This window comes from Acinetobacter brisouioides (genome assembly GCF_004331075.1).
Classification (GTDB): Bacteria; Pseudomonadota; Gammaproteobacteria; order Pseudomonadales; family Moraxellaceae; genus Acinetobacter.
This window is the reverse complement of record NZ_SJNX01000001.1, coordinates 80,221-99,804: the sequence shown is the minus strand read 5'-3', so window position 1 is coordinate 99,804 and position 19,584 is coordinate 80,221. Positions and strand designations below refer to the sequence as shown.

General features: G+C 43.4%; 12 protein-coding genes. 6 read left to right on the top strand and 6 right to left on the bottom strand.

Annotated elements, in window-relative coordinates; genetic code table 11:
• Positions 1 to 151 precede the first annotated feature (151 nt).
• On the top strand, positions 152 to 445 hold the full coding sequence (locus tag E0H77_RS00395; protein ID WP_131313548.1) for a hypothetical protein: 294 nt from the start codon (positions 152 to 154) through the stop codon (positions 443 to 445).
• A gap of 363 nt (positions 446 to 808) precedes the next feature.
• Here the strand turns inward: E0H77_RS00395 and ttdB are convergent, their stop codons facing one another.
• From ttdB to E0H77_RS00380, 3 genes are read right to left on the bottom strand one after another with little or no spacing between them, the layout of a single operon-like run.
• A complete protein-coding gene (ttdB, locus tag E0H77_RS00390) occupies positions 809 to 1,417 on the bottom strand; it encodes a L(+)-tartrate dehydratase subunit beta (RefSeq protein WP_131374089.1) in 609 nt (202 codons plus the stop codon).
• The gene (ttdA, locus tag E0H77_RS00385) at positions 1,414 to 2,313 is read right to left on the bottom strand and encodes a L(+)-tartrate dehydratase subunit alpha (RefSeq protein ID WP_131374087.1); all 900 of its coding nucleotides are present in this window, start codon (positions 2,311 to 2,313) and stop codon (positions 1,414 to 1,416) included. Before ttdA ends, ttdB begins: the two co-directional genes overlap by 4 nt.
• A 35-nt stretch (positions 2,314 to 2,348) precedes the next feature.
• Positions 2,349 to 3,653, bottom strand: a complete 1,305-nt coding sequence (locus tag E0H77_RS00380) for an MFS transporter (protein WP_131374085.1) — start codon at positions 3,651 to 3,653, stop codon at positions 2,349 to 2,351.
• Between the two features lie 209 nt (positions 3,654 to 3,862).
• Between E0H77_RS00380 and E0H77_RS00375 the strand changes: the two genes are divergently transcribed.
• Positions 3,863 to 4,801 carry a LysR family transcriptional regulator gene (locus E0H77_RS00375; RefSeq protein ID WP_131374082.1) on the top strand — a complete coding sequence of 313 codons (939 nt, stop codon included), beginning with the start codon at positions 3,863 to 3,865 and terminating at the stop codon, positions 4,799 to 4,801.
• A gap of 770 nt (positions 4,802 to 5,571) precedes the next feature.
• On the opposite strand, the gene gabP is transcribed toward E0H77_RS00375, so the two are convergent.
• Positions 5,572 to 6,972, bottom strand: coding sequence for a GABA permease (gene gabP, locus E0H77_RS00370; protein ID WP_131313549.1), 1,401 nt, complete (start codon positions 6,970 to 6,972; stop codon positions 5,572 to 5,574).
• 676 nt (positions 6,973 to 7,648) lie between these two features.
• On the opposite strand from gabP, the gene E0H77_RS00365 reads away from it, so the two are divergent.
• Genes E0H77_RS00365 through E0H77_RS00350 form a run of 4 tightly spaced genes read left to right on the top strand, consistent with a single transcriptional unit; the run spans position 7,649 to position 16,522 of the window.
• Positions 7,649 to 8,836, top strand: a complete 1,188-nt coding sequence (locus E0H77_RS00365) for an efflux RND transporter periplasmic adaptor subunit (protein ID WP_131374080.1) — start codon at positions 7,649 to 7,651, stop codon at positions 8,834 to 8,836.
• A gap of 3 nt (positions 8,837 to 8,839) precedes the next feature.
• Complete coding sequence (locus E0H77_RS00360; RefSeq protein ID WP_131374078.1) at positions 8,840 to 12,007, top strand: efflux RND transporter permease subunit; 3,168 nt, start codon at positions 8,840 to 8,842, stop codon at positions 12,005 to 12,007.
• Entirely contained in the window at positions 12,004 to 15,120 is a 3,117-nt protein-coding gene (locus tag E0H77_RS00355; RefSeq protein WP_131374076.1) for an efflux RND transporter permease subunit, read from the top strand. Before E0H77_RS00360 ends, E0H77_RS00355 begins: the two co-directional genes overlap by 4 nt.
• 1 nt (position 15,121) lies before the next feature.
• Positions 15,122 to 16,522, top strand: a complete 1,401-nt coding sequence (locus tag E0H77_RS00350) for an efflux transporter outer membrane subunit (RefSeq protein ID WP_131374073.1) — start codon at positions 15,122 to 15,124, stop codon at positions 16,520 to 16,522.
• A 51-nt stretch (positions 16,523 to 16,573) separates the two neighbouring features.
• Here E0H77_RS00350 and E0H77_RS00345 read toward each other — a convergent pair whose 3' ends face one another.
• A complete protein-coding gene (locus E0H77_RS00345) occupies positions 16,574 to 17,773 on the bottom strand; it encodes a multidrug effflux MFS transporter (RefSeq protein ID WP_131374071.1) in 1,200 nt (399 codons plus the stop codon).
• Between the two features lie 107 nt (positions 17,774 to 17,880).
• On the bottom strand, positions 17,881 to 19,188 hold the full coding sequence (locus E0H77_RS00340; RefSeq protein ID WP_131374069.1) for an SIP domain-containing protein: 1,308 nt from the start codon (positions 19,186 to 19,188) through the stop codon (positions 17,881 to 17,883).
• Positions 19,189 to 19,584 lie beyond the last annotated feature (396 nt).

Genomic DNA, 19,584 nt, shown 5'->3' with positions numbered 1-19,584 from the left:
GAATGTGTATTTTATTGATAAAGCTTTATCAATTTATTGCATGGTGGAGAACTGGCAACTTTTAGCTGTTTATTGCTTGGAATTAAGATTGGTATACTTCTAATCTATTTATTTTTAAGATATAAAAAATATTTTATTGGGGAAATAGTGAATGCAGAAATTATGCGCTGCTGTCTTATTGTGTGTATCCAGCTCAGCTTTTGCAATTGAGGGAACTGATTCTTTTTATGCACCATCGGGTGCGATTGTTCGTATTGGTGATACACAAAACGAATTTTTAAATAAAATGCAGCGCCCGTTGGCAAATCCTACGCAGAGTACTTTTAGAGATCGGCGTGGGCGTATACATCATGCACTTGTGTATACGTTTAGACTGGAAATGATGATTTATCAGGTGTTTATCTCTGAAGGTCGCATTATTGAAATACAATCGAACTATGTTTGATTAAAATGGTACGAGCTTGGGTCAATAATTAGGGTATTTCCTGAAATTAGACTTGCAGCCAGTCTTGCAGCTTGTGATGTTCCCACACCATGTCACCTAACCTCTAAAAACGTGTATTTGCGCTAAACCGTTGAATTCACCGCTGTGACTGCCGGTTTTTATGACAAATACTCTGACATCCTTTTATATTAACAATATTTTTTAAAATATTGTTAATTTTCAAATACATTGTGAGGTTGTAATATAGGTGGAACATTTGGGAAAGCATATCGTCCGCGAGGATGATTTTTGGCTTGATCTTGCAGGGAAAGAGGAGGGGAAGTATCTGCCAAATCGTTTCAGCAGATACCTGTATTGGAAGAATTATTGAATAAAACTAAGTTGCTTACAGATTCTGTCCAGAATTGGCTGTTTCTTGGCTTGGAATACAGTTTTATTGTTTTGAATCAAGTTATTGCCATGTGTATCAATCGAAATGATCAGTGGACCAAAGACTTTGACTCGGTTAATCCACAATGTTTCTGGCATACCCAAATCTTGCCATTCAGCTCCTTCAATTTCTTCCACTAACGTGGCAGCTAGTACGGCACAGCCCCCTGGGAAAATCGCATGCACGGCTTTATGTTCCTGACAGCCTGCAGCAGTTTCAGGCCCCATGCCGCCTTTGCCCACAATTAGTTTCACCCCAGTTTTGGCAATAAATTCGCGTTCGAATTTTTCCATACGCATACTGGTTGTAGGGCCAATCGACACCATTTCAAAATTACCATCGGTTTTTTTACGTACGATTGGGCCTGCATGGAAGATTGCTCCACCTTCCAAATTCACAGGTAGCTCGCGCCCTTGTTCAATCAGGCGGCGATGCGCAACGTCACGGCAGGTCACCAAACGACCTGTTAAATACACTACATCACCAACTTTTAGGTCTGCTAAGTCTTCATCACGAATTGGCGTAGTTAGGATTTTTTTCATAGAACAACTCCTTCGTGCGACAGGATTTCATAAGACATGTCAGGTTGAATGCGGATTTTGCCACGACGATGTGCCCAACAGCCTGTATTGACCGCAACCCCAATTGTAGATGGATGGCGAGCAGAGGATTCAATATTGACTCCCATGACACTGTTGTTGCCTGTTAAGCCTTGTGGTCCAATGCCAATTTCATTGAGACCTTGTTCCAATAAGTCTTCCATCAATGCGGCGCGTGGATTGTCACTTTTTGAATCGACTGGGCGCATAATTGCCAGTTTAGATAAACGTGCTGCGGTTTCCACCGAAGTCGATACGCCAACACCAACCAAGAGTGGTGGACAGGCATTTACACCGCGTTCGGTAATCACATCCATCACAAATTCTGCAACACCTTCATAGCCTTGTCCTGGCATGAGGACTTTAGCTGCACCTGGAAGAGTACAACCGCCTCCTGCCATGTAGACATCAATGGTACAGGTGTCGGCTTCTGGCACAATACGCCAGTCCAGCCACGGAATTTGTGTGCCTGTGTTGGTGCCTGTATTTTTTTCGTCGAAGGTTTCGACTGCATTGTGACGTAAAGGACCTTTGCGAGTCGCTTCCGCCGTGGCTTCTTGTAAAATTTCCTGTAATTCACCGAGAAGAGGGAAGTGTGCACCTGCTTCAATAAAATACTGAATTACACCTGTATCTTGGCAGCTTGGACGATCAAGCTTGTCTGCGGCTTGCTGGTTGGTATCCATCGAATCATAAATAGATTTGGCGAGTGGATTGGTTTCCAGTGTGCGTAGCTCAATCAGTTTTTTGTTGACATCTTTTGGTAAGCGTTTACCAATATAGGCAGTGAATTTCGCCATGGTGTCCGTAAGGGACTGAATGGCAAGTTGTTTGTCCATGTGATACTCCTTTGACAAATCTGAAAAATAGGTTGCTAGGCTTTGTTTGAAGCCTTGCTGTCATTGACCTTAGTTTTTTGGGTTACACTTAAAATCAGCGTGAGTACGGTAGAGAGCACTAGTAATCCTGCAATAAAGTACAATCCACCATTGAAACTGCCTGTCTGGTCTTTAATCCAGCCAATCATGGCGGGGCCTGCAAAGCCACCGAGGTTACCAATCGAGTTGATAGCGGCGATGCCTGTTGCTGCAGCTGTACCTGACAGGAACATGGTTGGCATACTCCAAAGCGGTGGTTTTGAGCAGCTAATACCGATATTGACAACACTCAGTGCAGCAATGAGTCCAAGCACGTTGTGGGTTTGTGTGGCAATTACCAACCCTGCAACCGCAATTAGGCAGGCAAGGGCAACATGCCATATACGCTCACCTGTACGGTCAGAGTGACGTGACCATAAAATCATGGCAATAACAGAAAGAATCGGGGGAATGGCATTTAGAAAACCGACAGTCATTGCCGATACGCCCAATTCCTTAATAATTTGCGGTGCCCAAATCCCGAGGGTGTATAACCCTGCTGAAGTTCCAAAATACACACAGGCAAGTGCAAGCACTTTGGGGTTGGTTAAGCCACGAATCATGCTGTGGTGTTCGTTAGTTTGTTTTTTCTGATGTTCTTGCTGCATGGTTTGAATCAGCCAGTCTTTTTCATCAGCAGCTAACCATGTGGCTTTTTCTGGGCGATCGGTCATGTAGAAAAACACCACTACACCTAGAATCAGCGCAGGGACAGCTTCAATTAAGAACATCCATTGCCAGCCAGCCAAATTCATAAAACCGTGCATTTCGAGTAATGCTGCGGAAATCGGCGAGCCAATCGCGGTTGCAATCGGGGCTGCTGCCATAAATAAGGCAATAACACCAGCGCGGTAGCGCACAGGAAACCAGTAGCTTAAATACAAAATAATGCCTGGGAAAAACCCGGCTTCAGCCACGCCGAGCAAGAAGCGCATGACATAAAAACTGGTCGAGCTATGTACAAACGCCATACCGCCTGCAATCAGCCCCCATGTCAACATCACGCGGGCAATCCAGAGACGAGCGCCAACTTTATGCAAAATAATGTTGGAAGGGACTTCAAACAAGAAATAACCCACGAAAAAAATACCTGCACCAAAACCCAACACTGAGGCACTAAAGCCGAGGTCTTGTTTCATGGTGAGTGCAGCAAAACCAATATTGACGCGGTCAATATAGGCAATCAGATATAACAGCATGATAAACGGCACAATTCGCCACGTAATTTTGCGTAGCACCCGTTTCTCTAAATCCATGTCCATGAGGGGCATTCTCCATTTTTCCTAACGATTACCAATCGATACACATTGATCGAATCTGGCTAATGGTTTCTTTGCACAAAGTCACATTCCTTATGTGACCGTTATTGTTGTGATACGTACAAAGAGGTAACCTGAAGCCATAGTAGCGGCTTTGAAAAATAGAAAAATCGCGCTAAAGTTAAATCACTATTGCAAAAAACTGAATAATCATGAGTACGGATACTGAATTAGGTTTTTTTTGTTTACTAATAAGACAAGGCAGTCTCGTTGCTACCGCGCGTGAGCTGAATCTGACCCCGCCTGCGGTTTCACGGCGTTTGACTCAGCTTGAACAACGTTTGGGCGTGCGTTTGCTGAATCGTACAACACGCCGTATTAGCCTGACCCACGAGGGTGAAATTTATTATGAAAATGCACTGCGGATTCTGAATGAGATTGATGATATGGAACGGCTGGTTGCCAGTAGTCGTATTGCACCCAAAGGTTTGCTACGAATTAATGCGCCTTTAGGGTTTGGTCGATCCTATATTGCACCTGCCATTAGCCAGTTTGCCAAAATTTATCAAGATGTTGAAGTTCAGCTACATTTGAGTGATCGTCCAGTTACTTTGCCTGATGATGCAGTTGATGTGGTGATTCGATTTGGTGAATTGCCAGACTCGCGGATCATTGCCAAGAAACTGATTGCACATCGGCGCTTACTTTGTGCTTCACCGATTTATTTAAAGAAAAATGGTGTACCGCAAGTTCCGCATGATTTAACCCAACATCAGTGTATTGTGCTGCGGCAAAATGATACGGCATATGGGAATTGGCGTTTTAATCGAGCAGAGCAGCTTGAAACCATTAAAGTACATGGCAAGTTGAGCACGAATGATGGTGCAGTGGCGCTCAATTGGGCGCTTGAGGGGCATGGGATTTTAATGCGTGCAGAATGGGAAGTTGCTAAATACTTGAAAAGTGGTCGCTTGGTGCAGATTTTAACAGAATATAATACCGCTCCCGCAGATGTGTATGCTGTGTACTTGGATCGGCTACAACATTCTCCAAGGGTGGCGTACTTTATTGATTATTTACAGGGATATTTAGAAAAATGTATTGATCAATTACTGTTTGAGAATGTAAGAACGGACAATCATTCGATTTAAAATAAAGACTGATCTATATTAATCTGAGTTCGATATAAAAAATGAATAGAAAAATAATTGCTATCGAGACATGATTTGGTAGAAACAGTGAATGATCAAGTAAAAAATCTACATTAATTGAGCATTTACGTTCTCGTTTTATGAAGTACTTTATGGCAGTTGTCGTGGCTTATTAGCCAATATTCAAAAAATGAACTGATGAAATAAGCCTAATTTAAGTTGATTTTTCAAATAATTTCAATGTTTTAGTGCATGGTTATCCAATGCTATTTTTATGTCCTGAATTCTTCTTTTAACGGGTGATTTATAAGTTTATAAAAAATCTTATCAGAGAATTTTATTCCATTTTTTAATCAAAATAAGAGGTTAATTTTTTTGAATAATTTAGAATAAAAGAAGGGGTTGAGATAATTAAAGAGAATTGCTGCACAGCCATTTAGGTAAATCAACATGCCGACAGTTACAGCGATACACTATCTCTTAAAATTTAAATAAACATCTTTATGTTTGTTTTATTATGTTTTATCAATTGCTTATTGATTAATGATCAGCGCTTTGTCAATATGAAACATCATACAATTCGTTCTGGTATAGAATCTGTATAGCAAGTTGATATACGAATTCTATTGAAAATAAAGTTTTATTTTGATGTTTGTCTAAATTGTTGCTTATTCAAGGAATGTCATATTCTTTCTATATGCACCTCCAAAAAAAGAAAATGCCAGTCAATTTCTTAATTGACTGGCATTGAGTACATCTAGAATTAAGGGTTAATTGCTTTCAGCTGAGGAAAGACCCACATTTAAACTGTTTTGACGACGACGTTTGGTCACAATCAGACCTGAAATCACCACCAAAATACTTAATATTGCCGTTGAAGTAATTTCATGCACATGGTTTGGATCGAAAGCCATAATACCAAGCGCTGCAATAATAAACACAATTACGGCCCAAGTCAGGTATGGGAAACACCACATTTTCATGCTGAGAGGTTTACCCTCGGCAATTAATCTTTTACGCATTCTGAGTTGAGAGCAAGCAATCACCAAGTACACCAACAGTGCAATTGCACCAGAGCTGTCCAGCAGGAAGCTAAAGACCGCTTTTGGTGCAGCATAGTTAGCGAAAGTACAAATGAAAGCAATCGCCGTTGACATCAATACTGCATACACGGGTGTGTGGCTTTTGTTGACTTGACGGGTAATTGCTGGTGCATCACCACGTTTGCCTAAAGAATACAACATACGAGATGCCGTATATAAAGCAGAGTTTAGGCAGCTTGTCACCGCAGTTAACACCACAATATCAACAATCAGTTTGGCATGAGGAATATGCAAAACTTGTAATACAGTTTGATATGACCCCATTTCTGCCAAGCGAGGATCATTCCAAGAAACCAAGCTCACGACAATGAAAATAGATACCAGATAGAATAGACCAATACGCCAAATCACAGAGTTGGTTGCTTTGGTAATTTGACGCTCAGGATCTTTTGATTCACTGGCTGCAATGGTGACAATTTCAGAACCCATGAAAGAGAACATGGTGGTTAATAAGGCCGCGATTACTGTGCCAAAACCATTTGGCATAAACCCGCCTTGATCCCATAAGTGTTTGACACCATTCACTTCAGGTGCTGGCGAGAAACCAAAAATTGCTGCACAGCCAAGCACAATAAAGACAATGATTGAGCCAACTTTGATTGTTGCAAGCCAGAACTCAAATTCACCGTAATTTTTTACACTAAACAGGTTGGTAACAGTCAGCGCTGCGGTGATCAGGAAGGAGAGTAACCAAACTGGCGCACCTGGAATCCAAGAGTTAATAATGGCAGCTGCGGCATTGGCTTCAAATGGAATGACCAATACCCAAAACCACCAGTACAACCAGCCAATAGTAAATCCAGCCCATTTACCAATCGAACGGTCAGCATAAGTAGAAAATGAACCACTGTCAGGTTGTGATACCGCCATTTCAGCAAGCATACGCATCACTAAAACGACCAGTGTTCCAGCCATAAAATAGGAGAGAATAACGGCTGGACCTGCCGAAGCAATGGCATGTCCAGAACCAACAAATAAACCAGCTCCAATAGCACCTGCAATAGATAGCATGGTGACATGGCGGTTTTTTAATCCTTGAGAGAGATTGGCTTGATTGTTATGTGCCATGAATAAAAACCTACGCAAAACGAAAATATAAAAGCCCCATTGTAGATAAGCATAAAGCATACCAACTTGGGCGTATTCACATGCAAGAGTTTGGTTTTTGATCTAGAAAGAGAAAAGACAATTCCATCTGTTGGGAGAGAGGGCAAACATTATTCCATAATAACCAAATCGGATAGATTTGGGCTTGCCTGTCAAAAGAATCCCTGATAAAGAATACTTTCTGATTTAAATCAACACCAGTCCTTGGCGTTTGCTGATACAGGGGGTGACCCTATAATCAAGCAGCATTTAATAAAACATAATTGATCAGAGAACTCAATATCCTAAATTCACATCACTGATAAAAAATACACCATATTTCGGTAGAAATTCATATTGAGCAGCTAGGAAGTATCAACCATCCTACAGAATATTGTTGTAAATCAAAAATTATTCTACATTCTTGGTTCATATTTCTAGTGCATAGTCACACCCTGTAAATAATTGTTATATATGTTTTTGAATCACTCAAATGAGATATGATCCTCATTCAGGTTTGTTGAAGCTTCCTTGAAGCAGACCGTATATATTGCTTAAGCCAAGAAGCTTTATATGTCCCAATTCAAATCTATGAAAATCGTACAACCTGATTCAATTTTTTGTGTCACTAATTTTTAAATTTCAAGCTGAGTGTCATATGCAACGCAAAAAACTCTTGATATTGGTCTGCCTGTTGATATTGGTGATTGGTGCAGTCGCCTATTTTTTTGTAAAAAATAAAAATAACCAAAAAAGAAACGGTCCACCAAAAAATACCACGTCAGTGCAAGTATCTACAGCAAGCCAAAGCGATGTTCCTGTGATTTTAGCGGCACTTGGTACAGTGACTGCAAGCCAAACGGTTTCTGTGACCAGTCTGATACAGGGTCATTTGCAGGAAGTATATTTTAAAGAAGGTCAGTATGTACAAAAAGGTCAGTTACTGGCAAAAGTCGATACCCGTTCTTATGAAGCGACCTTGCAGCAGTATCAAGGTCAGCTCGCAGAAAATCAGGCACAGTTGAACAATGCCAAACTGACGTTGGCACGTTATCAGCGTTTGTATGCACAAGACTCGATTGCCAAGCAGGATTTAGACACTCAAATTGCAACTGCAGCGCAATATGAAGGGGCAATTAAAGCTGATTTGGGGCAAATTGCATCGGCCAAACTTAATATCGAGTATGGGCGGATCGTTGCGCCAATTTCAGGCTATATCGGCATTCGTAATATTGATGTGGGTAACTTGGTCAGTACAGATGCAACTACTGCAATTGCAACCATTACTCAAACCAAGCCAATTGCGGTGGTGTTTAGCATTCCGCAAACCAAACTCTATGACGTGGTTCAACCGATTCGTAATGGTGGAAAGCTCATGGTGAAAGCCTATGACCAGCAAGGCAAAACGATGCTGGCAGAAGGCGAAGTGCGAGTCATTAGTAACGAAATCGACTCGACTACAGGGACAGTCAAACTCAAAGCTACTTTTAATAATGATGATAACAAACTGTTTCCGAACCAGTTTGTGAATGTCACATTGCAAACAGGCGAGTTGAATAACGCGATTGTTGTGCCAAGTGCAGCGATACAAACCAGTACAGCAGGGCAATATGTCTTTGTGATTGACCAAAAATCGGTTGCACATAAAGTGATGGTGAAAGTTGGCCCACAAACCGAAGATGGTAAAACTGCGATTCTCACTGGGGTCAAAACAGGTCAGAAAGTTGTAACGACGGGTGTGGATTCGCTAGGCAATGGCTCTAAAGTGAATATCGTGACGGCTCAGAAAGTCGATACCAGCATTTTAGATTCCGCACCAAACAAAGGCAGACATTCCCCTAGATAAATTATGAATCCATCTCGCATATTTATTGAAAGACCCATCGCCACAATGCTTATGATGATTGCGGTGATCTTAAGTGGTCTATTGGCTTATCGAAGCCTTTCTATTTCGGCATTGCCTGAAGTTGATTATCCCGTCATTCAGGTGACGACACAGTTTCCTGGTGCAGGGCCTGAAGTCATGACCAGTGGGGTAACCGCCCCACTGGAACGGCAACTTGGGCAAATGGCAGGCTTGAACCAGATGTATTCCACCAGTTCAGGTGGTGCATCGGTGATTACCCTGAAATTTAACCTCGATACTTCGCTCGATGTTGCCGAGCAGGAAGTGCAGGCTGCCATTAATACGGCTGACTCACTCTTGCCATCGGATCTGCCGAACAAACCAACCTATAAAAAGGTTAACCCAGCGGATACACCAATTTTGACTTTGGCGGCAACCTCAGACACCTTGCCGCTGACCAAAGTCCAAGACCTGATTAATACGCGGGTTGCGCTTAAATTGTCACAAATTTCGGGTGTGGGCTTGGTGAGTCTGGCAGGTGGTCAGCAACAGGCGGTACGAATTCGTGCTAACCCTACGGTTTTAGCTAGCCATGGACTCACTCTGGCTGATGTAAATACCGTCATTAATGCTGCCAATGTCAATGGCTCTAAAGGCGGATTTGACGGCCCTGAGCGTTCAGTCACGATTGATGCCAACGACCAGTTACAAACGGCTGATGAATATAGCAACCTGATTTTAAAATATGAAAATGGTCAGGCACTGTATTTGCACGATGTTGCAACCATTGAACAAGCGCCGCAGGACGAATATCAACAAGCGTGGGCAAATGGTCAGCCCGCGATTATTATTAATATCCAGCGTCAACCTGGCACCAATGTGGTCTCTATTGCCGATACCATTAAAGCCAAGCTGCCTGAGCTTCAAGCGGGTTTGCCTGCTTCTATAAAAATCAGCACCTTGTCCGACCGTACCGATACCATCCGTGCTTCAATTTCTGATGTGCAGTTTGAGTTGATCTTGGCGATTGCCTTGGTGGTCATGGTGTCATTTTTGTTCTTACGGACTTTTGCAACCACGCTGATTCCAAGTTTGGCAGTGCCGTTGTCGATTGTGGGAACTTTTGGCGTGATGTACCTGTCAGGTTTCTCGATCAATAACTTGACATTGATGGCGCTGACGATTGCCACGGGCTTCGTCATTGATGATGCGATTGTGGTGGTGGAGAACATTCAGCGGCATATTGAGAATGGCGAAAAACCGCTGATTGCTGCGCTGAAAGGCTCACAGGAAATTGGTTTTACCATCATTTCCCTGACCATTTCGCTGATTGCCGTGCTGATTCCGTTGTTGTTTATGGGGGATGTGATTGGGCGCTTGTTTCGCGAGTTTTCGATTACGCTTGCAGTGTCGATTTTGGTGTCGATGTTTGTATCTTTGACCCTGACACCAATGCTGAGTGCATATTTGCTGAAACATATTCCTGAAGAAAAGCACAATAAACTGGCACAAGGTTTTGGGCGTGGTTTTGACAAACTGCTCAAGGTTTATGAAAAATGCCTGCTTTGGGTACTGGATCATCAACCGTTGACGTTATGCGTTGCCATTTTATCGCTTGTGGTGACAGCAGCCTTATATCTATGGATTCCTAAAGGCTTTTTCCCCGCACAGGATACAGGTAAGATTCAGGGGATTACCCTTGCTTCGCAAGATGTCTCGTATTCTGAAATGGTGAAACGTCAACAGGCGATGGCAACAGAGTTGCAAAAAGACCCTGCGGTGGATTCAATTGCGTCAATTGTTGGTGTAGATGCTGCCAATAACACCTCACTGAATATGGGACGCTTGCAGATTAGCCTGAAAGACTTTGGTGAGCGCGATAAAGCCGATGTGGTGATTGCGCGCTTAAAAGAACGTGCTGCTAAAATTGCAGGGATTCAGCTTTATGCGATTAAAAGCCAAGACTTAAATGTTGATGATCAGGTGACGCCGAGCCAGTATCAGTTGACTCTGGATACTTCGATCCAGAGTGATTTGGAAAACTGGGCGCCGCAGTTTGTGGAAGCACTTAAAGATCGCCCCGAATTTAAAGATATAAATAGCAATCTGCAAAATCGGGCAAAAGTGGCGTATGTGCAGATTAACCGCGATGAAGCCAGTCGTTATGGGCTAACCGCCAGTGATATTGATACAGCACTGTACAATGCTTTTGGTCAGCATTTGATTTCAACAATTTATACCCAAGCCAATCAGTACCGTGTGGTGCTTGAAGTTCCACCTGAATATAAACAAGACCTATCAGCCTTTTCACATATTTATTTGAAGGCATCGACCAGTTCGAGCAGTTCAACATCTACAACCACAAGTACCACGACATCGACGACAAGTAGCACGAGTTCAACGACTACAAGTAGTACGGCAAGCAGCACAATGGTGCCGCTGAGTAACCTGATTAACGTAACTGAAAAAGACGGTTATTTAAGTTATGCACGCCGTGACCAAACGCCTGCGGCAACCATATCCTTTAATCTTGCTGAAGGTTACTCGATTGAACAAGCACGTCAGGCCATTGACGATGTGAAGCAAAAAATCCAGATGCCAGATACGATCAATCTGCAATATCAGGGATCGCTCGAAGCCTTCAGTTCATCGAGTCAAAATACCTTATGGCTGATTTTGGCAGCAGTCATTACCATGTATATCGTACTGGGGATTTTGTATGAAAGCTGGATTCATCCAATTACGGTATTGTCGACCTTACCTTCAGCGGCAATTGGTGCATTACTGGCACTGAAACTAACTGGCACCGAATTTAGCCTGATTGCACTGATCGGGATTATTTTGCTGATCGGGATTGTGAAGAAAAATGCCATCATGTTGATTGACTTTGCGCTCGATGAGAAGCGGCAAGGGAAAAGCGCGCATGATGCGATTTATCAGGCGTGTTTACTGCGTTTCCGTCCAATTTTGATGACGACCTGTGCTGCGCTACTCGGTGCAGTGCCGTTGATGCTGGCATCGGGTTCGGGAGCAGAGCTGCGTCAACCTCTTGGTTTAGTAATTGTCGGTGGTCTGATCTTTAGTCAATTCCTTACCTTATTTACTACACCTGTGATTTATCTAGCGTTTGAAAAATTAACGCAACGGAAAAAATCAGGGGCAGTGTCATGAACTTGTCTAAAGTCTTTATTTTAAGACCGATTGCGACCATTTTGGTTAGCCTGGCACTGACCTTGCTGGGTATTTTGGCATTTCGTTTGTTGCCTGTTGCCCCGTTACCGCAAATAGATACACCAACGATTATGGTGCAAGCCAGCCTAGCAGGAGCAAGCCCTGAAACTATGGCCGCGACTGTTGCTACTCCGCTTGAACGTGCCATGGGGCAGATTGCGGGAATTACTGAACTGACCTCGACCAGTGGTCAGGGTTCAACCAATGTCGTTGTGCAGTTCGACTTAAACCGTGATATTGATGGCGCTGCGCGAGATGTGCAGGCGGCAATCAACGCAGCACGCAGCTTGTTGCCAAGCAGTATGAAAACTCTGCCGACGTATCGTAAGGCAAACCCTTCTGATGCACCGATTTTAATGTTGGCACTGACCTCGGATACGTTAAACCGTGGGCAGTTATATGACTTGGCTTCAAGTCAGTTACAGCAGAAAATTGCACAGGTGCAGGGTGTCGGGCAGGTGTCAATTCGTGGTGGTGCTTTGCCTGCGGTGCGGATTAACCTAGATCCCAAACAGCTCACCAGTTATGGCATTAGTTTAGATACAGTACGTGCAGCAGTAGATAATGCCACTACAAACTCACCTCGTGGTTTAATTAGTGGGAGTCACTATACATGGTGGATTGATGCCAATGGGCAGCTCACCAAAGCCAAAGATTATCAAAATCTGATTGTGACCTATCGTAATGGTGCGGCTGTACGTTTGCACGATGTGGCATCGGTGACGGATTCGATTCAGGATATTTATTCGGCAGGTTATTTTAACAACCAGCCATCGGTTTCGATTGCGGTGACGCGTCAGGCTGGTGCGAATATGCTGGAAACAATTGACTCGATTAAAGCTTTGATTCCTGTGCTGAATGAAATGCTGCCCAAAGGCACACAAATTACTTTAGCAATTGACCGTTCACTGAATATTCGTAGTGCTTTGCATGAAACTGAACGAACGCTGATTATTGCCATCTTATTGGTGATTTCAGTGGTATTTGTTTTCCTGCGCAAAGGCCATGCCTTGCTGATTCCCGCGATTACCTTGCCGATTTCAATTGTCAGTACTTTTGCTGCCATGTACGCTTTGGGTTATAGCCTTGATGCATTGTCGATGATGGCGTTGATTGTCGCAACGGGCTTTGTGGTCGATGATGCGATTGTGGTGCTGGAAAATATTAGTCGCCATATTGAAGATGGCATGAATCCGATGGAGGCTGCACTAAAAGGTAGCAAGGAAGTTGGATTTACCGTTTTGTCGATGACGGCATCATTGATTGCGGTGTTTATTCCATTACTGTTGATGAGTGGCGTACTGGGACGTTTGTTTCGTGAATTTGCCGTTACCTTGTCGGTGGCGTTGCTTATTTCCATGTTTGTCTCTTTAACGCTGACGCCGATGTTGTGTTCGCGTTTGTTAAAGAAAGAAACAGGCGAGGAAAAAGAAAACCGTGTCATGGCATGGATTGGCAAAGGTTTAGACAAATTACATGTGAGTTATGTCAGCAGTCTTGCTGTCGTTATGAAGCATAAGCGTCTGACCATGTTCACGTTATTGCTGACTGTGATTGGTAATGTCTATCTGTATAAAGCTGTAGAAAAAGGCTTATTTCCTGATCAGGATAATGGCATGCTGATGGGACAATTACGTGCCGATCAAGCCACCAGTTTCCAGTCGCTTGAACCGCGGCTGAAAGCGATAAGCCGTATGCTGCAAAAAGACAAAGACATTCAATATGTGATTGCTTCAACGGGTGGTGGTGGTTTTGGCGCTCGTAATACGGCAAATTTCTTTATTCGTCTCAAAGATGAAAATCAACGCACACAAACAGCGATGCAAATTGCCAATCGTATCAGTATGAAAACTCGCCATATGGCAGGGGCATCATTATTTTTAATGCCAGCTCAGGATTTGCGGGTTGGCGGGCGCAGTGCCAATGCCACTTATCAGTACAGTTTACAAAGTGATAATTTGCAAACGTTGCGCGAGTGGAGTCCGAAAGCTTATGCGACCTTGAAACAGTTACCTGAGCTGACCAGTGTCGATAGTGATGCACAGTCAGGCGGTTTGGACGTCAAAGTCGTGATTGATCGTGCTGTAGCGCAGCGTTATGGTTTAAATGTCAATGAAATTGATACCTTTGTAAATAACGCATTTAGTCAGCGTCAAATTGCAACTCAATATCAAATGCTGAACCAGTATTACAGCATTATTGGTTTAAATAACAATTACATTCAAAATCCTGAAGTCTTAAAGCAATTGTATGTACTGACCAGTAATAATCAGTCGATTCCGATTTCAGCTTTTGCGCATCTGGAATATACCACTGCACCATTATCGGTTGCCCATCAAAATCAGATGGCAACGACCACGATTGCCTTTAACTTGGCAAATGGGGTGTCTTTACAGCAAGCCAAAGCCGCGATTGAACAAGCGATGGTGAAAATCGGAATGCCTGATTCGATTCATGGTAGCTTGCAAGGGACAGCACAGGTGTTTGAAACTTTAGTTAAACAAATGCCGTGGCTGATTTTGGCAGCTTTGGCAACCATTTATATTTTGCTGGGTATGCTGTATGAGAGCTGGATTCATCCTGTGACAATCTTATCGACCTTACCATCGGCAGGAGTCGGTGCACTGGTTCTGATGATGCTTACAGGCACGCAGCTCACAGTGATTGCATTGATCGGAATTTTGCTGCTGATTGGGATTGTGAAGAAAAACGCCATCTTGATGATTGATTTTGCTTTAACCGCAGAAAAACAGCAGCAGCTTTCGCCCGAGCAAGCCATTATCAAAGCCTGTGATAAGCGTTTCCGTCCTATCTTGATGACTACGCTGGCTGCATTTTTTGGTGCATTGCCGCTGATTTTGCAGACAGGTTCAAATTCATCACTGCATCGCCCATTGGGAATTGCCATTTGTGGTGGTTTGGTATTTAGCCAGTTATTAACCTTGTATACAACGCCTGTGGTGTATGTGTATTTAGATCGTTTTGGTTCATGGGTGAAATCGTTCTGGAAACGTCCGAATTCATCGCAAGTGCCCCTGAATGATGAGCATTGATATGTTAAAAAATAAATTATGCCTCGCTTTATGTTGTGTGTTGCCAATTTTCTCAGGTTGTACGGTAGGCCCAAATTACACCAAGCCTGAGATTTCAATGCCTGTGACTTATAAGGAAGTGCAAGGCTGGAAAGTCGCTCAGCCACAAGATCAGCAAACTCGTGGCGCGTGGTGGGAAATTTATCAAGACGCAACTTTAAATCGCTTACAGCAGCAAGTGGTACTGTCAAACCAGAATATTGCCCAGTACGTTGCCAAGTATGAACAGGCTGCGGCGTTGGTATCACAGGCGAAAGCTGATCAGTATCCGAGTATAGGCGCGACAGGCGGTGCTACGCGTAGCGAACAAAGTCAGGCGAAGCCGAGTAACAGTTATAGTGCCAAGGCGAGTTTGAGCTGGGAGCTGGATGTCTGGGGTAAACTGAAACGCACCGTGCGTGAAAATCAAGCCTCGGCACAAGCCAGTGCAGCAGACCTTGCCAATGCTACTTTAAGCGCACAAACCACGTTAGCGAAGGATTATTTTGCGCTGCGGGTTCTGGACAAACGTATTGCCCTGTATGACAAAACGATTGACACCTATACGCGTTATCGTAAGGTTTTGGCGGCCAAATATAAAGAAGGCGTGATTGCCAAGTCCGATCTGACTCAGGCTGAGCAGTCGCTGTATAGTGCCAAGTCAGCACGTGAAGATTTGGTTTGGCAACGTGCCCAGTATGAACATGCCATTGCCATACTCATCGGGAAAATGCCTGCCGAATTTGATCTTCCAGTCAGTCAGGTGGCATTGCCTAAACCTCCAAGCATACCACTGACTTTACCAAGCCGCTTACTCGAACGCCGTCCCGATATTGCATCTGCTGAGCGCAGTGTAGCTGCGGCAAATGAAGCCATCGGTATTGCGATTACGGGATATTTTCCTGACATTACGCTATCAGGTTCAAGCGGTTATTCAGCAAGTAGTTTGTCCAATTTAATCAGCGCGCAAAACTTGCTCTGGTCATTGGGAGCTTCTGCGACACAAACCGTGTTTGATTTTGGCGCAAACAAAGCCAAAGTGAAACAAGCACGAGCTGCTTATGATGCATCAGTGGCGAACTATAAGCAGACGGTACTTGAAGCCATGCAAAATATTGAAGACTCTTTGGCAGAAGGCACAAGTCTAAGCAAAGAAGTGCAACATACCAGCCAGTCTTTGGCAGCGGCCACTGAAACCGCGCGGATTATACGTAACCAGTACAATGCAGGCGTGATTGACTATACAAATGTTGCTTCGACTGAAGCCACACGTTTATCAAGCGAACAAAGCTTATTACAGCTCCAGTCGACCCAATTGCAAAACAGCGTAGCACTCATTACGGCACTTGGTGGTGGCTGGCAAAGTTCTGATTTGCCAAAATAGTTGTGATTTATAAAAAAGACCTTGTTGAACAAGGTCTTTTTTATATCTCTTTTAAGCAAGATGATGAGATTTCATCGGTTGAATTTGTCGAACTAATATGCCGCCAATCACGCTATATAAGATCATCACACTGCTGACTGACATTTCTAGCTTTAGAGGCAGAAGATACAAAATTGCACCTGAAACCAGCCCAAAGGTAAATTGTAATGCGCCGAGTAGGGCACTGGCTTGACCTGCGCGTTGCCCTTGTTTGGACAATGCCAAAACAGTTGCATTTGGGCCAATAAAACCGACACATGCCACAATCATAAACAGACCCAGCATGATGCTCCAAAGGGTAATATGCTGGCTAAACACAAAAGCACTCAGAACAATTGCACCTAAAAACTGTATGCTTGAGCCGAACTTTAACAGTTCGAGTGAATCATAGCGTTTGATTAGAAAACGATTAAGGTTGGAAACTGCAATAATCCCGCAGGCATTCACGCCAAATAACAGGGCAAATGTGCCTGAACTGACGCCTAAATGATCAATAAAAATTTCTGAAGCACTGTTGATATAGGTAAACAGCATGCCCATTAAAATACCACTGGCGACAGCAGGCACAATAAAGCTGCGGTCTTGGCATAAATAGATATAACTTTTCAGCGCAGAACCAACAGTATGTTTTTTGCGACGTTCAGGGGGTAATGTTTCAGGAAATCTAAAATATGAAATGATCATACTGATAATGCCTAAAATCAACAGCACCACAAAAATAGAGCGCCAGTTAAACGCCCAGAGCATTAGGCTACCGATAAGAGGGGCAACAATTGGCGCAACTCCTTGAACAATCATCAATAGTGAAAAGGCATGTGCAGCATCTGTCCCATTAAGTCGGTCACGAATTGCAGAGCGGGCCACGACTACACCAACACAGCCACCTAGCGCTTGGGCAATACGCGCAATCAGCAATACTTCAAGGTGCATAGCAAAAACGCACACTGCACTTGCCAAAACATAGAGCGTCAAACCAAAAAATAACGGTTTACGCCGCCCAAAATGGTCGCTCACAGGACCATAGACGAGTTGTCCAAACGCCAGCCCTATAAAGTACGCGGGTAAAGTATTGGCAATTTGTGCAGTACTTACCGATAAATCCTTTGCTATTGTTGGTAGTGCAGACAGGTACATATCAATAGAGAATGGCCCCAATGCCGTGAGTACGGCAAGCACTGCAATCCACAACAGGGAGAAAGGCTTTTGTTGCATGAGAAATACCAAAAATAAAAGGTGGCTGTGGTGCTACTGATGTTGGATTCGTTCATCACATATCAGCAACTCTGTATTTTGAGAGTCTGGAATCAAGTTATTGAAACTTATTCGTCATCAATGACGGTATGTGCGCTGGATGTACCGTGTTGCCAGTAACCTACCGCTTTAATCGCATCTTTTGCCACCTGATACTTTTCTACCAGTATTTTACGCAACTGGCGTGCGACCTGAGTTTCTGCGGCCAGCCAGATAAAATAATCCTGCTGTGGCAAAGACAGGTTTTCTAAAACTTGCTGAAATAAAGCCACCTGACCACTGGCTTGACCTTCACGGTGCAACCAAGTGACCTGAAGTTTAGCCGCCGAATCCAGAACAATTTCATCGGCTGTCGAGTTGACTTCGATAATCACGCTTGCCTGAGCCGATGCAGGGAGTTCCTCTAAACGCCGTGCAATTGCAGGTAAGGCAGTGTCATCGCCGATCAAGACATAATGTTGATATACCATTGGGATCACCATTGAGCCGCGAGGGCCACCGATGGCAATTTGATCGCCAATGTTTGCATGTTGTGCCCATTTGGTTGCAGGGCCTGCATCATGAATCACAAAATCAATCGCCAGTGTTTTTGCGTCAAGATCAAACAGGCGCGGGGTGTAGTCACGTACAATCGGTTTAATGTCATCGGCAAATTTTAAGCCTTGTTCTGTCATTTCAGGCTTGACCAAACGTCCTGTTGTAGCATCGGGGAAGAACAGTTTGACGTGGTCATCAAAACTGTCACTTTTAAAGTCGGCGAGATCTTCACCTTGAAATACAATACGAATCAGGCTTGGGCTAATATTGATAATATCTTGAACTGTCACAATGCGAAATTTGAGGTGATGGCGTACACGGTAAGGTTTTTTATCGAGTGTTGCAGTACTGGTTATCACTGTTGAGTCCTGTTTTAGTTGTTGTAATGCCGTTGTAGCGGTTTTCAGTGCATTTACAAAAAATTCTGCTTCTTCGGCGTTCAGTGGGCGACCTGCCAATACTTCACGCACCTCTTTTTTAAACATATGCAAAGTATCGATAACCAATGTTGGTTGCTGTGCACGAATGTTGATTCGGTTCAAAATTTCCTGAATATGCTCTTTATACGCATCGATCACCTGATGACCAAGTTCAGTCATCTGATAACTTTGTTTCCGCGCATCTTCCGCGCAGACTTGCATGCGAATCAGTTGTTTGCCCTGTAATTCAGTCAGTAAGGGGTAGACCATACCTGCACTGGGGCTGTAGTTGCCGTTGGTCATTTCTTGGATGGCTTTGATCAGTTCATAGCCATGTCTAGGTTTTTGAGCAATCAGATGTAAAACCACCCAACGTAAACCGCCATGCCCAAAACCTTTGTGATTGGATTTACCACGCATAGGAAGATGAGAAATAAAAATAGATATATCTATTTTACACAATAAAAAAGATATATCTATTTTTATTTTTTGAATCTGAACACGAGTCTGGCTTTAAAAGGTGAAAAGATCTAGCCAAATATATTGTTAGATCTTTTGGAGGAGCCGGGCTGTCACATTGCTCATGTGCAATAAAACTAACAACTAAAATGAACAGAAATATTCAAAAATACAGGGTATGTTATTTACCACTGATCTTTGTATATCTATTTATTGTGGAGAAATTGGTCTTTTGAGGAGAGAAATATCGGCTGATATCAGAGCGAAATGAATAGCTCTCATCTCACTGGTAGGTTGCTTGAGCTGTCAGCTATAAGCAATTTTTTATTATCTTTCTAAATGAGAATGTAAATCCAT

Bases quoted from the DNA above. Each gene is read 5' to 3' on its own strand.
- E0H77_RS00395 (WP_131313548.1), top strand. From the start codon at position 152: ATGCAGAAATTATGCGCTGCTGTCTTATTGTGTGTATCCAGCTCAGCT.
- ttdB (WP_131374089.1), bottom strand. From the start codon at position 1,417: ATGAAAAAAATCCTAACTACGCCAATTCGTGATGAAGACTTAGCAGAC.
- ttdA (WP_131374087.1), bottom strand. From the start codon at position 2,313: ATGGACAAACAACTTGCCATTCAGTCCCTTACGGACACCATGGCGAAA.
- E0H77_RS00380 (WP_131374085.1), bottom strand. From the start codon at position 3,653: ATGGACATGGATTTAGAGAAACGGGTGCTACGCAAAATTACGTGGCGA.
- E0H77_RS00375 (WP_131374082.1), top strand. From the start codon at position 3,863: ATGAGTACGGATACTGAATTAGGTTTTTTTTGTTTACTAATAAGACAA.
- gabP (WP_131313549.1), bottom strand. From the start codon at position 6,972: ATGGCACATAACAATCAAGCCAATCTCTCTCAAGGATTAAAAAACCGC.
- E0H77_RS00365 (WP_131374080.1), top strand. From the start codon at position 7,649: ATGCAACGCAAAAAACTCTTGATATTGGTCTGCCTGTTGATATTGGTG.
- E0H77_RS00360 (WP_131374078.1), top strand. From the start codon at position 8,840: ATGAATCCATCTCGCATATTTATTGAAAGACCCATCGCCACAATGCTT.
- E0H77_RS00355 (WP_131374076.1), top strand. From the start codon at position 12,004: ATGAACTTGTCTAAAGTCTTTATTTTAAGACCGATTGCGACCATTTTG.
- E0H77_RS00350 (WP_131374073.1), top strand. From the start codon at position 15,122: ATGTTAAAAAATAAATTATGCCTCGCTTTATGTTGTGTGTTGCCAATT.
- E0H77_RS00345 (WP_131374071.1), bottom strand. From the start codon at position 17,773: ATGCAACAAAAGCCTTTCTCCCTGTTGTGGATTGCAGTGCTTGCCGTA.
- E0H77_RS00340 (WP_131374069.1), bottom strand. From the start codon at position 19,188: ATGCGTGGTAAATCCAATCACAAAGGTTTTGGGCATGGCGGTTTACGT.